The following is a 13,213-nucleotide window of genomic DNA, read 5'->3' on the forward strand; positions in this document are numbered from 1 at the left end:
GGCCACCCCAGTATATTTATCTGACCCCCCGGCGTCATGAAAATTTAACGTTTGGCCCCCGGATAGAGCGAATTAACACATGAATCCGAGCACGCACGACGACAATACCGTCACAAACGCCTCCAATCCCCCACAGGAAGTGGAGCTCAAGCTGGCCCTGGGTCAGGACAGTGTCGAGACGCTGAAGGCCCACCCGCTACTGCAGGCCACCACCTGTGAGACGTACCGTCTGGCCAATGTCTATTACGACACGCCCGAGCGCGCCCTGGAGCAGTATCGAGTGGCCCTGCGCCTGCGCGGCGACGGCCAGCGCTTTGTTCAGACGGTCAAGACCGCCGGCCACGGCCACGGCGGTCTGCATACGCGCGGTGAGTGGGAAACCCCGCGCGATGCGGAAAGTCTGGACACGGACTGGCTGGCAGGCCTTGGCGTGACCCCGTTTGAGCAGGACGACGTTCGCCAGTCGCTGCAGCCGGTCTATCGCACCGACTTTCAACGCACCCAGTGGCTGCTCGAGCATGAGGGCAGCCACATCGAGCTGGCGCTGGATATCGGCGAGATCATCGTTGGCGAGCATCGGGTCGCCATCCATGAAATCGAGCTTGAGCTCAAGGACGGGCGGGAAAACGCCCTCTGGTCGCTGGCAGAGCAGCTGGCCGGGCAGTGCGCCCTGCGTCCGGCCAATGCCAGCAAGGCAGCACGTGCCGTGTCACTGCGTGAGCAGCAATGGACGCTGCCGGCCTGCGCCCTTGATATGCCGGAGCAGTGCCTTGAACGGGCCATTCTGGCGCTGGATGCCTTTCAGGACAGCCAGCAGCCGTCGTTTTTATATGATGCACGCCAGGCGCTGCTCAATCTGACCCGTCATGATGACCCTGAAGTGGCCACTCTGGCCGGCCGACTGGCCGATCTTTTATCCCGCACCCAGTGGCTGGACTGTCGTTTCGGTCAGCAGTGGCTGCTGTTGATGCAGCACCTGTATCGAGGTTAAAAGCCCGCAATCGACCGCGGGTCGGCCCAATGGTCTAGAGCGATGCCGGCTGCAGGGATACCGGCAATAGCGTGGCATCGAGTCGACCCAGCACGTCCTGAGACGACATGGGGCGGGCATAGATAAAGCCCTGAATCTGCTCGGCCCCCATGTCGCATACCGTCTTGAGCGTGGCACTCTCCTCGACGCCTTCGATCACCACACGAAACTCGAGGCGACGGCACAGATCAATCACCGACGTCATCACGTGGCGCTTGCGCGGCTCACGCTCCAGATCCATGACAAAGCGGCGGTCGATCTTGATGCAATCCAGTGGCAGCTCGCACAGCTGTGACAGCGAAGAGTAGCCGCTGCCGAAATCATCAAGGGCAATGGAGATGCCGTGCTCGCGCAGCCGAACCAGGTTGCGCAGCGCCACCGCAGGCTCTGCCAGCACGGCCGATTCGGTAATTTCCAGATTGACGCGGCGCGGGTCAGCACCGTGCTTGTGGATCAGTCGCATCATGTCATCGACCAGCATCGCGTCCTTGAGCTGATGGCGGGACAGATTGATGTTGATCACGAAGTCGCGACCAAAGCGCTGGGTAAAGGCCGGATCCACCAGAATATGCAGCGCCTTGTCGATCAGTTGCTGGCTGAGCTGATGGATCAATCCGGTGGATTCCGCCGCCTCGATAAAGGCGCCGGGCATGGCAATGCCCTCCTCGCCATCGCGCAGACGCATCAGCGCTTCAAAGGCAACCACCCGCCCGCCCTCACTGACACTGACAATGGGCTGCAAAAAGCAGAGCACGCCATCACAGGCCAGTGCCGCACGGATCAGCTGTTCACCGCGGCGGGCTCGCGCGGCCTGCGTTTGAAGCTCGTCGGTGTAGTAATGAATTCCCCCCACCCCGGCTCCCGAGGCGTTGGTAATGGTCAAACGCGCCTGTTTTCTCAAGGCCTTGACGTCATCACTGCTGCCGGACTCGAAAGGGACAACCCCCACCACATGGGACAGCCACACACGCCCCATGTGGGTTTCCAGCGGCAGGCTCAGCATCTGCTGGATCGGCTCGACCAGGCGCGCCATGGCCTTTTGATCATGAAAGGGAGTGACGAGTGCATAGCTGAAATCGGGCAGCGCCATCAGCCGACCGGCCGGCAGCAGTTCCGCCAGCAGCTCGGCGATGCGGGTCTCGAGTTCGCGGGTATTATTGAAGTGCTCGGACTCGCTCAAAAGCGTGGCGTTGACCAGGGTGATCTTGATCAGTGCGTGGCGCGCGCCCGGCGCATCCCCAAGAGCGTCCTCGAGAAGCTGATCAAGCAGGCTGGAATTACCAAGCCCCGTGACCGGATCACGATAGCGTTCGTGGGTAATATCGCTGAGCACCCCGGTCAGACCCGCCCCTCCGGCCTGATCATGACTGACCGTACGAAGGCGCACGAAACGCCACTGTCCCAGGCCATCCAGAAGGCGGAATTCGATTCGCGACAGCCCATGGGTAGCCGCCGCCCGATGACACAGCGCCTGTACCCGGTCACGGTCTTCGGGGTGCAGCTTCTGGCACCACTGGGCCAGCAGGCGGGGTTTGACGTTGTCGTGATACAGCGTTTCCCAGCGTGATGACAGCGTCAGGGCATCGTTCCTGGCCTGCCAGTGCCAGATGACGTCATGTTCACACAGCAGCATGCGTTCATGTTGAGACAGGGAAATACCGTCCGGCGACGGGCGAAACGCTTCCGGCACCGAAGAGGTTCCAAGCAGTTCCAGCAGGGTGTTACAGCAGGTCGACAGGTGAGCAAGCCTTTTCTCGTCAGGCGACGTCGACCCTGCCGCCAGCTCATCGGCCAGATAACGAATATCGTGACATAATGCCTGCACCGTACGACCCATGGCGCACCCCGTAAATGTTGTTGCTGACTGACGACGGATCGTATCGTGCGGGGCTCGTCACCCCTTTCGACGGGTGACCCGAGACACCACAGGCAATAGCCATCGAGTGTGTTGCCGTGTTTAACGGCGGGGGCTGCGTTTGCTGAAGCGCCGTGGCATGATTTTTAGTGTTTTGCCCGGGCACACACGCGACTGACCCAACAAAAACTTCGGAGCGCCGGTGAGCAGCGAACCCCACACAAAGCAGATGACGCTTCGCGAGCGAATTTTTCAGATCATTTTTGAATCGGATACGCCGGCCGCCAAGGGTTTTGATATTGCCCTGATCATCATGATTCTGGTCAGCGTCACGATCATCATGCTCGATAGCGTCGTCAGCCTGAAAGCGCGCTACGGCGAGTTCTTCTTGATCGCCGAGTGGGTTTTTACGGTGATCTTCACAATCGAGTATGCCCTGCGCCTTTACTGTCTCGATCGCCCGGTGCGCTACGCCCGCAGCACTTACGGCATTATCGATCTGCTCAGCATCCTGCCCTCCTGGTTGAGCCTTTTGATCCCGGGCTCTCAGGCGATGCTGGTGATCAGAGTGCTGCGCGTCATGCGCCTTTTCAGGGTGCTGCGCCTGATGGAGTTTGTCGGCGAAGGTCATCTTCTTCTTGAGGCGCTGGAGCGCAGTCGACAAAAGATATTGATGTTTTTGATGACGGTCATCTCACTGGTGATCGTCTTCGGGGCGCTGGTCTATCTGATTGAGCCGGTCGAAGCCGGGTTTACCAGCATTCCCAAGTCCATCTACTGGGCCGTGGTCACCCTGACCACGGTGGGCTATGGCGACATTTCACCCATCACGCCGCTGGGGCAGTTCATCTCGGCGATGATGATGATTCTGGGTTATTCGATTTTGGCCGTGCCCACCGGCGTGTTCTCGGCCGAGGTCATGCGCTCGATTCAACGAAATCATTACTCGGATGAAGCCTGTCCGGGCTGTGGCCATGAAGGCCATGAACGTGATGCCAAGTACTGTCGGCTTTGCGGCAGCTGGCTTGACGAGGAAGCCGACGACCCTAGGCGAAAGGAGATTGACGATGAAATCGAGGAGCTTCAAAAGGAACGCGAAGCCCTCGACGAGGAGGCCAGACGACTGGAGCAGGAGCGCGATGGCAACCTGCCTTCCCATGATGGCAGTGACGATTCAGAAGCTCCCGACGACTCATCGAAGCCTCGCTGACAGATATTGAGCGCCATGATCAAAAAAACCTGCAGGCGCCCCTGCAGGTTTTTTTTGTGGATCACGCCCGCAATCCGGATCGCGCCTTAGACAAAGGCGCTGGTGTCGCCTCGTCCCTGTCGCAGCACTTCAGGCGGCAGGGTTCGCATGTCCAGTACCGTGGTCGGCTCCATCGAACAGGCGCCCCCATCAATGATGGCATCAAGCTGCGAGCCAAAGCGGTCGCGAATCTCTTCAGCATCCGTCATGGGCTGCGTCTCACCCTGAGCGATAAAGGTCACGCTCATCAAGGGCGCGCCGACGGTTTCCAGAATGTCCCGGGTGATCCGGTGATCGGGCACGCGAATCCCGATGGTGCGACGCTTGGGATGCAGCAACAGCCGCGGGACCTCGTTGGTCGCATCAAGAATGAAGGTATAGGCCCCCGGGGTGTAGGCCTTGAGCACGCGAAAGATCGGACTGTCCATGCGGGCGTAGGTGCCGATCTCATTGAGATCGGGAAACATCAGGGTGAAGTTGTGCTTGTCATCAAGCCCGCGCAGCCGCTTGATCCGCTCCACGCCCTTTTTGTTGCCCGGCAGACAGCCAAGTGCGTAGCCGGAATCGGTCGGATAGGCGATCACCCCACCCTTTTCGAGAATCTCGCGCGTCTGGGTTAAAAGGCGCTTTTGCGGGGTTTCCGGATGCAGGGTAAAGAACTGGCTCATGGATATCTCTCCTGGGTCTGGCAAAAATGGCACTTACGGCCTTTTAAAGGCGGGTATCAGCCGCGGATGCTGCCAGATGGGCACCAGCTGACTGCGAGGCACGCTGCTCAGAGTGCCTGGAGCCAGCGCCCCGCCCTGATAGTGAAAGTCACTGCCCAGCGAGGCATAAAGCCCTCGCTTGACCAGAAGCGAGGCCAGATCGCGACTGCGGTCATCATTTTGATAGCCGCTGATCAGCTCGGCACCCTCGCCGCCGAGTTCGGTGAACTCATCCAGCAAGAGCCCCAGCCGCCGCCGGGTCAGTCCGTAGCGCAGCGGATGGGCCACCACCGCCACGCCGCCGGCCTGGCGAATGCCTTCAAGCGTTTCTTCCAGTGTGGGCCAGTGCACCTTCACATCGCCAGTCTTTCCCGCGCCCAGATAGCGCCTGAAGGCCCGCGTCATGTCCGGCACAAGTCCTGCCTCGACCAGCGCCCGGGCAAAGTCGGGTCGCCCCAGCAACCGGGCGTCCGGGTTCTGTTCGCGCGCGCGGGCCAGGGCGTTTTCCAGACCGACCTTCTCAAGCCGGGCGGCGATTTCCAGTGCCCGGTCATGACGGGCCTGAGCCAGACGTTCAAGCAGCGCCATCATGGGTGCCTGAGCCGTGCCATGCCACAGCGCGACCACGTGAATGCCCACGCCCTGCCAGCGGGTGGACAGCTCCACGCCGGGCACCAGCGTCATGCCCAGCACCCGGGCCTGGTGTGCTGCCGCCTCGACACCATCAATGGTATCGTGATCGGTCAGCGCAGCGCACGAGAGGCCACGCTGATGACACAGGGTCATCAGCGCCTGCGGCGAGAGTCTGCCGTCGGAGGCCGTGGAGTGCATGTGAAGGTCGATATGAGCGGCCTGCTCGAGCGTCATGCCGGGGTCAAAGGATGACGGTTCGGCGTCAGGAGATGACGATCCGGGGTCAGACGATGACGAGATGGTATCCTGCGCGTTCATTGGCCTCTCGATAGCAGCAAAATCAGTGGCAGCGAAGTCTGCATGGTATAACGGCGTCGCCGGCCCATGGCGCGTGACGATCGTGAATGCGGGCATGTTGCGCTGCGTGCCCCAAAGAATCAATGAATGCCCGTTTTTACCCCAAAGCCCTGCCCGCTGGCCCTTTTCAGGAGTGTTGTGTATGAAAATGCTGATCGACTTTCTGCCGATCGCCATCTTCGTTCTGGTCTATCAGATGACCAAGGATATCGTGCTGGCCACGGCCGTACTGATTCCGGCCACCATCGTCCAGGTTCTCTTTACCTGGTGGCGCTGGCGCAAGGTCGAAAAGATGCATCTGGTCACCCTGGCGCTGGTCGTGCTGCTGGGCGGCGCTACCGTCATTCTGGGAGATGGCGACTTCATCAAGTGGAAGCCGACCGTGGTCAACTGGCTCTTTGCCGTGGCCTTTCTGCTGTCACCGCTGTTTGGCGGCAAATCGCTGATTCAGCGGATGATGGAAAAGAACATGACCCTGCCGGCCCCGGTCTGGATGCGTTTGAACCTGGCCTGGGTGGTCTTTTTTCTGGCCATGGGCGCGATCAACATCGCGGTGTTCACGCATTTCAGCGAGGAAGTCTGGGTCAACTTCAAGCTCTTTGGCATGATGGGCCTGACGATCCTGTTCATTCTCATCCAGGGCGTTTATCTGGCCCGCCACCTGCCCGGTGAAGATGAGGCGATCAAGGGCACCGGTACCGACACAAAGGAGAAGTAAGCATGCTGTACGCCATTATCGGAGAAGATGTGGATGAAAGCCTTGCGGCGCGGCAGAGCGTGCGCCCCGAGCACCTGGCGCGTCTGGAGGCCCTGCGTGATGAGGGTCGTCTGGTGCTGGCCGGCCCGTTTCCCGCCGTGGACGGCGTTGATCCGGGCGATGCCGGCTTCAGCGGCAGCCTGATCGTGGCCGAATTTGATTCTCTTGAGCAGGCACGCGCCTGGGCCAATGATGATCCCTACGTCGGCGCGGGTGTTTATGCACAGGTTAGCGTCCGTCCGTTCAAAAAAGTGCTGCCCTGATTTTTAAAGGGTCCGTATTCGCGGGGCTCGCACACGCTTATCCACAGGTTTTCTGTTATGCACACTCTGCGTGGATAAGCCTGTGACAACATTGTGCGATCCCCGCGAACACATTGCGCAAAGCGTGATGGTGACAGGCCTGCCAGAAATCGTTCACTTTTTGATCACTCCTGACCTTTCCCCGGTATTGTCCCTTGTCCTCTACTCATTTCCCGGCACCGTTCGCCCTTCAGCCGGCACAGCTTCACTGGCGCGACGACAATGCGCCTGAAGCCGTTGATTACGGCGACGTCTACTTCTCGCGTGAAGACGGTCGACGCGAAACCGAACATGTCTTTTTAAAAGGCAATCATCTGGCCGCGCGCTGGCAGGACTGGTCTCATGCCCGACCCTTTGTCATTGGCGAGACCGGCTTTGGCAGCGGTCTCAACGTCCTGTGCGCCGCCCACGCCTTTCTGGCGCAGGCGCCGGACAGCGCCCGCCTGCATGTGATCACAACCGAACAGCACCCGTTCACGGCTGAGGACCTGGCTCGCGCGCTGGGCCATCATGAGGACTTCGCCGATCTGGTCAGCGCCCTGATCGAGCAGTGGCCGCCGGCCCTGCGCGGCGTTCATCGCCTCACCCTGCACGCGCGCGTGACGCTGGATCTTCACTTCGGGGATGCGGCCGAAAGCCTCGAGCAGCTGGAAGGCCGGGCGGATGCCTGGTTTCTGGACGGTTTTGCCCCGTCCAAAAACCCCGCCATGTGGTCGGAGGCCCTGTTTGCGGCCCTGGCCGGAGCCAGCCGTGAAGGGACCACGCTGGCCACCTTCACCTGTGCCGGCGTGGTCAAGCGGGGGCTGCGTCAGGCCGGCTTCGAGATCCAGAAGGTGCCGGGCTTTGGCCGCAAGCGCGAGATGCTCAGCGGCCACATGCCGACCTCACCGCCTATGCATACCCGCCAGCAGGCACGACGACGCCTGACCCCCTGGGTAATCGATGCCGCGCCGCGCCCGGCCGAACAGGATGACCATATCGCCGTGATCGGTGCCGGCATTGCCGGCACCAGCACGGCCCACGCGCTGGCCCGACGCGGGCGGCGCGTGACCCTGATCGACCCGACCCCACCCGGCAGCGGCGCTTCAGGCAATCGTCAGGGCGCGCTCTATATTCGCCCGGCGGTCGAGGTCAACGATCAAAGCCGGTTCTATCTCGCCGCGCTTCAATACACGCAGCGCTTTTTAAGCCGGATCGATCCGCAACGTTTGCTGTGGCACCCGACCGGCGTGCTGCAACTGGCCACCAGCGAGCGCGAGGCCGAGCGCCAGCGGCGCTGTCTTGATCACTGGCAATGGCCCGAAAGCGTAGTGCGCGGTGTCTCGCGCGATGAAGCCGAGCGGCTGGCCGGCCAAACGCTGGCAGAAGGCGTGCGCCACGGCCTGTATTACGCCGGCGCCGGCTGGGTGCGCCCGGACCGCCTCTGTGCCCGTCTGGCCGAAACCGACAGAATCATCTGGCACCAGGCAGCACTTGAGGCGCTGACCTCAACGGATGCGGGGCATGATTTGACGCTCAGCGATGGGACGCACCTGCGTGCCGACCACGTGGTGCTGGCCTGTGCCGACGGCGCCACCACGCTACCGGCGGCGTCCTTTCTGCCGCTGCAGGCCGTCCGCGGGCAGGTCAGTCATTATCAACTCGATGAACGGGGCCAGGCCCTGTCGCCGCACTGTGTTGTCTGCGCCGGCGGCTATGCCCCGCCGGCCCGGGAAGGGGTGCAGAGTCTGGGAGCCTCGTTTTCCCCCAATGACCGGGACCTGTCGCTGCGCGACGAAGACGACGCCTTTAACCTCGGCGAACTTGGTCACACCCTGCCCGAGCTTGCCCGGGCGTTACGGGATAGCCCCGCACTGCCCTCACGCAGCGGGCTTCGATGTGCCAGCCCCGACAAGTCCCCCTACGCCGGCGGTCTGCCGCAGAGCGAACACTGGGAGACGGCCTATGCCTGTCTGGGGCTTGATGCCACGCGCGTGCCGGACACGCCCGGGCGCTACCAGTCGGGGCTATGGGTGACGCTGGCCCACGGCTCACGCGGGCTGGTCAGCGCACCGCTCATTGCCGAGCTGCTGGCCTCGCGCATTTGCGAAGAGCCCCTGCCGCTGCCCGGGCCGCTGGTGGATCACCTCAACCCCGGGCGTCGCCTGATTCGCGCCATCATTCGGCGTGAAACGTCGTGACGGCGCCTTGTAAGCGTGCAGCACACCATGCCAGAGCGGGGCGTTAGTTGACGATGCGATCGAGCGCCTCGCGATCCAGACAGCGATAGGAAAACGAGGGCCGCCCGACCTGGCCATAAGCGAAGGATTCGGTGAGCAGCCCCAGGTTGGCCAGGTACTTGAGATACTTGCGTATCGACACCCGGGACATGCCGGCCACCTCGGCCAGCCCCTCGGTGGAAAACTCGTCCTGAGGCAGTGCCAGAATGGCCTCGCAGACCTGCGCCAGGCTGTGAGCGGTCAACCCCTTGGGCAGGCCGTTAAGGCGCCGGGGAGCATTGCTGTCGGCGCGAAACAGGGTATCCAGCGTCTGCTGATCCACCTGATCGCTCAGGATATCGAGCGCGTCGCGGCGCTGCCGGCAGGCCTCGAGCGCCTCACGAAAGCGTTTGAACTCGAAGGGCTTGATCAGAAAGTCGTTGACCCCCAGCCGGCGTGCTTCGCGCACGGTCTCGGTTTCCGAGGCGGCCGTAATCAGGATGATATCGGTGTCAATATTACGCTCGCGCAGCCAGCCGGCGACTTCGAGGCCGCTGCGCTTGCCCAGATAGACATCCAGCAGCACCACATCGACGGTCTCGCGTTCCAGCACCACCAGTGCCGTGGTGACGTCGCTGCAGCGTCCCACCAGCTCCATGTCGCCGACCCTGGTGAGGTAGTCGACATTGAGCTTCATGACCATCGGGTCATCTTCTACGATCAGTACTCTCATGCGTGGTTGCTCTTGCACCTGATGAACACGCAGGCCCTGCCGGCGTGTTGAGTCATTGACGTGCCTGCCTGCTCGCTGCATCCGCAGACGAGGCACCGTTGGCAGGGCGATAGGGGTAGCTGACCTCGATCAGCGTGCCCTGCCCGGGCGATGAATAAAGCGACAGGCTGCCTTCCACGGCGTCGACCTGTTCGCGGACCAGAAAGAGCCCAAGGCCCCGGCGCTCTCCCTTGCTGGAAACGCCATGCTCGAAGATGTGCGCCTGGCGTTCCAGCGCGATCCCGGCGCCGTTGTCCTGAATCTGCAGCGACAGCGTGCGTGATTCCAGCGCCATATGGATGGCCACTCTGGGGTCATCACTGGTGTCGAGCGCCTCAAACGCGTTCTCCAGGAGGTTGCCGATGATGCTGACCAGCGCATGCACCGTGGCGCCGTCACTGGCCGGCGGAATGGGCGTTTCGGCCTCGACGCTCAGGGTAATGCCCTTTTCCCGGGCCTCGCTCTGCTTGCCGATTAGAAAGCCCGCCAGCACCGGTTCACGCACGCGCTCGACGATGGATTCCGAGACGGCGTGGCGGTAGTCGACCAGCTCCTGCAAATACTGCCTCAGCGCCGGCAGGTCCTCGAGCTGGGCCAGCCCCAGAATGACATGCAGCTTGTTCTTGAACTCGTGCGTGGTGGCCCGCAGGGCTTCGGCGTAGCGCCTTACGCCGGTCAGCTCCTCGGCCAACGCCTGCATCTCGTGGCTGTCACGAAAGGTCATGACCGCTCCAACCAGACGCCCATCCGCCTGCATCGGCTGGTAGTTACCCAGAAAGGACTGCCCTCCCAGCTGCATGCGGCGATTGATCATCGCCCGGTCACTAAGCACCTGATGCGCCTGATGACTGACGGGCAGCAGCACCTCGAGCTTCTCGCCCAGTCTGATGTTGTGGGCGCTGATATCCCCCAGCAGCGAACGCGCGGCAGGATTGATCAGCGTGACATGCGCGTTGGCATCCACAGCGATTACCCCTTCGTGGATGGCGTCCAGCGTGACGCGCCGCTCGGCCACCAGTCGGGCAATATCGTCAGGCTCCATGCCCATCAAACGCCGACGGATGGTGCGTGCCAGCCACGCCGAGCCCAGCCCACCAATGATGAGAATGGCCAGAAAGAGAAACAGCAGCCGCTTGTGGGAGGCCGCCCGCAGCGGCGCCAGATGAGAAAGCGTCACGCCGACGGACACCGCACCGATGATGTCACCGGCATCGTTGTGCACGGGGGCAAAACCACGAATGCTGGTGCCCAGCGTGCCGATGGCCACAGACGCGTAGCGCTTGCCCTGCAGCGCAGGCCCCTCATCGCCGCCGCGAAAATGATGGCCGATCCACTGCCGGTTGGGGTGGGTCAGCCGAATGCTCTGCGGGTCGACAATGACAATGAAATTGACGTTGAGCAGTTCCCGCAGCGCTTCCATGCGCTGCTCGATGTCGGAATTCGACGAGGGGGGCGCGTCGCGGCTCAATGCCTCGATCACTTCGCGGCTGCGGGACAGGGTGGTGGCCACATTGACCACCCGGTCCTGCTGAACGCGCGTAATGCCGCGCCAGAGCTGATCGCTGAAGACGCCATAGGCCACGACCAGTGACGCCATGATGGTGATAAAGGCCAGCAGGGCCGCCAGGGTATTCAGGCGAACCGGTGATTTACGCGGCCAGGGGTGTTCATTCACGTTTGCGGGCATGTCCTGTCATGGGTCACTGCAGGGACCGGTGGATGGCGTTTTGTCCATTGTGCCAGAACCCGACCATGTCTCGTCGTCTCCGTTGCCCGAGCCATGCGACCAAAGGAGACTAAACCTTGGTGTTATTTCATAAGGTATCGGCTTGTGACTGAACAAGGCGTAACGTTTTCATTAGTTTCAAAAATATTTTTTTAATTCATAAAACTTGGTCATGGGCGGCGTGTCCGTAATCCTCGCGTCAGCCTGTCAGGGGTCCGTTTAATTCATCGCGATGCTGCCCTGGCACAGCATACCCGTTCTCCCATCCGTTTTTGATCGACACACAACAGGTCATTGCCATGTCACAGTCTGACACTGCGAGGGCAGCCCACACCCCCGCCACGACGTCCGTTGCCTCCTGGCGCATTTTCGGACTCTCCCTGCCCCTTTTCGCCGTTGTTCTGGTCGTCCTGATCGCCGCCATGATGCTGGATGCCCTTCCAAGCGGCATGATTGGTGCCCTCGCTGCAATGATGATTCTGGGGGAGCTGCTGGGCTTTATCGGCGACCGCCTGCCTATTGTGAAAAGCTATCTGGGCGGGGGCGCCATCCTGGCCATTTTCGGCGCCGCCACACTGGTCTATCTGCAGTGGCTGCCGGAAAGCGTCAGCGCCAGTGTCACTGACTTCATGAAAGGCGGTGGCTTTCTTAATTTTTATATCGCTGCGCTGATCACCGGCAGCATTCTGGGCATGGATTCAAAGGTGCTGGTTAAGGTCGGTACCCGCTTTGCCCTGCCGCTTTTGTGCTCGGTGCTGTTTGCAGCACTCTTTGCCATGGGCGTCGGCCTGCTGCTGGGCTTTTCGCCCCAGGACGCCGTGGTCGTGATTACCCTGCCCATCATGGGCGGCGGCATGGGCGCAGGCGCCGTACCGCTGAGCCAGATCTATGAACAGCTGCTGGGCCAGCCGGCCAGCTACTACATCTCGATTCTGGTACCGGCGCTGGCGCTGGGCAACGTTTTTGCCATCATCATTGCCGGACTGCTCAACGGGCTGGGCAAACGCGTTCCGTCGCTGACCGGCAACGGTCAGATGATGCCGGGTGTTGAAATCAACGATCATGAAACCGCCCCTGACCTGAGCCAGCTGGGCGTTGGCATCATTGTCGCCCTGAGCTTTTATATTACCGGTGAGATTCTGGGCACCGTGATTCCGTTGCACCCCTACGCCCTGATGATCATTCTGGTCGCACTGGTCAAGATCAGCGGCCTGCTGCCGGACAATGTCACCGATGCCGCGGCCCAGTGGTTTCGCTTTGTGGCCAGGAACTGGACCTTCGCGCTGCTGTTCGGTATCGGTATTGCCTATACCGATCTGGGACAGGTGATTGATGCCATCTCCATCACCTACGTCCTGATCGTTCTGGCCGTGGTCGCAGGCGCCGCCTTCGGCGCCGGGCTGGTCGGGCGTATGGTGGGCTTTTATCCGATCGAATCCGCCATCACGGCCGGGCTGTGCATGGCCAACATGGGCGGCACCGGTGATGTGGCGGTACTGTCCGCGGCCAACCGCATGCAGCTGATGCCCTTTGCCCAGATCTCTTCGCGTCTGGGGGGCGCACTGATCTTGCTGCTTTCAAGCGTGCTGGTGCCTCTGCTGTTCGCCTGATTGTCAACGCTACCCCG

At 61.6% G+C, this 13,213-nt stretch carries 11 protein-coding genes; 6 read left to right on the forward strand and 5 right to left on the reverse strand.

Annotated elements, in window-relative coordinates; all coding sequences use genetic code 11:
* The first annotated feature begins 79 nt into the window (after nt 1-79).
* Nucleotides 80-991, forward strand: a complete 912-nt coding sequence (locus ACUN8C_RS11650; protein WP_445619372.1) for a CYTH domain-containing protein — start codon at nt 80-82, stop codon at nt 989-991.
* A gap of 34 nt (nt 992-1,025) precedes the next feature.
* Here the strand turns inward: ACUN8C_RS11650 and ACUN8C_RS11655 are convergent, their stop codons facing one another.
* The gene (locus ACUN8C_RS11655) at nt 1,026-2,867 is read right to left on the reverse strand and encodes an EAL domain-containing protein (protein WP_445619373.1); all 1,842 of its coding nucleotides are present in this window, start codon (nt 2,865-2,867) and stop codon (nt 1,026-1,028) included.
* A gap of 220 nt (nt 2,868-3,087) precedes the next feature.
* Here ACUN8C_RS11655 and ACUN8C_RS11660 point away from each other — a divergent pair, with 220 nt between their 5' ends.
* A complete protein-coding gene (locus ACUN8C_RS11660) occupies nt 3,088-4,095 on the forward strand; it encodes an ion transporter (protein ID WP_445619374.1) in 1,008 nt (335 codons plus the stop codon).
* An 86-nt stretch (nt 4,096-4,181) separates the two neighbouring features.
* On the opposite strand, the gene ACUN8C_RS11665 is transcribed toward ACUN8C_RS11660, so the two are convergent.
* Both ACUN8C_RS11665 and ACUN8C_RS11670 read right to left on the reverse strand, forming a co-directional pair.
* A complete protein-coding gene (locus ACUN8C_RS11665; RefSeq protein ID WP_445619375.1) occupies nt 4,182-4,802 on the reverse strand; it encodes an L-threonylcarbamoyladenylate synthase in 621 nt (206 codons plus the stop codon).
* Between the two features lie 33 nt (nt 4,803-4,835).
* On the reverse strand, nt 4,836-5,708 hold the full coding sequence (locus ACUN8C_RS11670) for a PHP domain-containing protein (protein WP_445621856.1): 873 nt from the start codon (nt 5,706-5,708) through the stop codon (nt 4,836-4,838).
* Nucleotides 5,709-5,973: 265 nt separating this feature from the next.
* On the opposite strand from ACUN8C_RS11670, the gene ACUN8C_RS11675 reads away from it, so the two are divergent.
* From ACUN8C_RS11675 to mnmC, 3 genes are all read left to right on the forward strand, one after another.
* Nucleotides 5,974-6,549 (forward strand): septation protein A, encoded by a 576-nt coding sequence (locus ACUN8C_RS11675; protein ID WP_445619376.1) that lies wholly within the window; start codon nt 5,974-5,976, stop codon nt 6,547-6,549.
* Between the two features lie 2 nt (nt 6,550-6,551).
* Nucleotides 6,552-6,851 carry a YciI family protein gene (locus ACUN8C_RS11680; RefSeq protein ID WP_445619377.1) on the forward strand — a complete coding sequence of 100 codons (300 nt, stop codon included), beginning with the start codon at nt 6,552-6,554 and terminating at the stop codon, nt 6,849-6,851.
* A gap of 194 nt (nt 6,852-7,045) precedes the next feature.
* Complete coding sequence (gene mnmC, locus ACUN8C_RS11685; protein ID WP_445619378.1) at nt 7,046-9,070, forward strand: bifunctional tRNA (5-methylaminomethyl-2-thiouridine)(34)-methyltransferase MnmD/FAD-dependent 5-carboxymethylaminomethyl-2-thiouridine(34) oxidoreductase MnmC; 2,025 nt, start codon at nt 7,046-7,048, stop codon at nt 9,068-9,070.
* Between the two features lie 43 nt (nt 9,071-9,113).
* Here the strand turns inward: mnmC and ACUN8C_RS11690 are convergent, their stop codons facing one another.
* Nucleotides 9,114-9,821, reverse strand: a complete 708-nt coding sequence (locus ACUN8C_RS11690) for a response regulator (RefSeq protein ID WP_445619379.1) — start codon at nt 9,819-9,821, stop codon at nt 9,114-9,116.
* 52 nt (nt 9,822-9,873) lie between these two features.
* Nucleotides 9,874-11,547 carry an ATP-binding protein gene (locus tag ACUN8C_RS11695; RefSeq protein ID WP_445619380.1) on the reverse strand — a complete coding sequence of 558 codons (1,674 nt, stop codon included), beginning with the start codon at nt 11,545-11,547 and terminating at the stop codon, nt 9,874-9,876.
* Nucleotides 11,548-11,885: 338 nt separating this feature from the next.
* Here ACUN8C_RS11695 and ACUN8C_RS11700 point away from each other — a divergent pair, with 338 nt between their 5' ends.
* The gene (locus ACUN8C_RS11700; protein WP_445619381.1) at nt 11,886-13,196 is read left to right on the forward strand and encodes a 2-hydroxycarboxylate transporter family protein; all 1,311 of its coding nucleotides are present in this window, start codon (nt 11,886-11,888) and stop codon (nt 13,194-13,196) included.
* The last annotated feature ends 17 nt before the right edge of the window (nt 13,197-13,213 follow it).

This window comes from Kushneria sp. Sum13 (genome assembly GCF_052692355.1).

What these genes read in the sequence shown, in the direction of transcription:
- ACUN8C_RS11700 (WP_445619381.1), top strand. Translation starts at nt 11,886, where the DNA reads ATGTCACAGTCTGACACTGCGAGGGCAGCCCACACCCCCGCCACGACG.
- ACUN8C_RS11655 (WP_445619373.1), bottom strand. Translation starts at nt 2,867, where the DNA reads ATGGGTCGTACGGTGCAGGCATTATGTCACGATATTCGTTATCTGGCC.
- ACUN8C_RS11670 (WP_445621856.1), bottom strand. Translation starts at nt 5,708, where the DNA reads ATGACGCTCGAGCAGGCCGCTCATATCGACCTTCACATGCACTCCACG.
- ACUN8C_RS11690 (WP_445619379.1), bottom strand. Translation starts at nt 9,821, where the DNA reads ATGAGAGTACTGATCGTAGAAGATGACCCGATGGTCATGAAGCTCAAT.
- ACUN8C_RS11680 (WP_445619377.1), top strand. Translation starts at nt 6,552, where the DNA reads ATGCTGTACGCCATTATCGGAGAAGATGTGGATGAAAGCCTTGCGGCG.
- ACUN8C_RS11650 (WP_445619372.1), top strand. Translation starts at nt 80, where the DNA reads ATGAATCCGAGCACGCACGACGACAATACCGTCACAAACGCCTCCAAT.
- ACUN8C_RS11695 (WP_445619380.1), bottom strand. Translation starts at nt 11,547, where the DNA reads ATGCCCGCAAACGTGAATGAACACCCCTGGCCGCGTAAATCACCGGTT.
- ACUN8C_RS11665 (WP_445619375.1), bottom strand. Translation starts at nt 4,802, where the DNA reads ATGAGCCAGTTCTTTACCCTGCATCCGGAAACCCCGCAAAAGCGCCTT.
- ACUN8C_RS11675 (WP_445619376.1), top strand. Translation starts at nt 5,974, where the DNA reads ATGAAAATGCTGATCGACTTTCTGCCGATCGCCATCTTCGTTCTGGTC.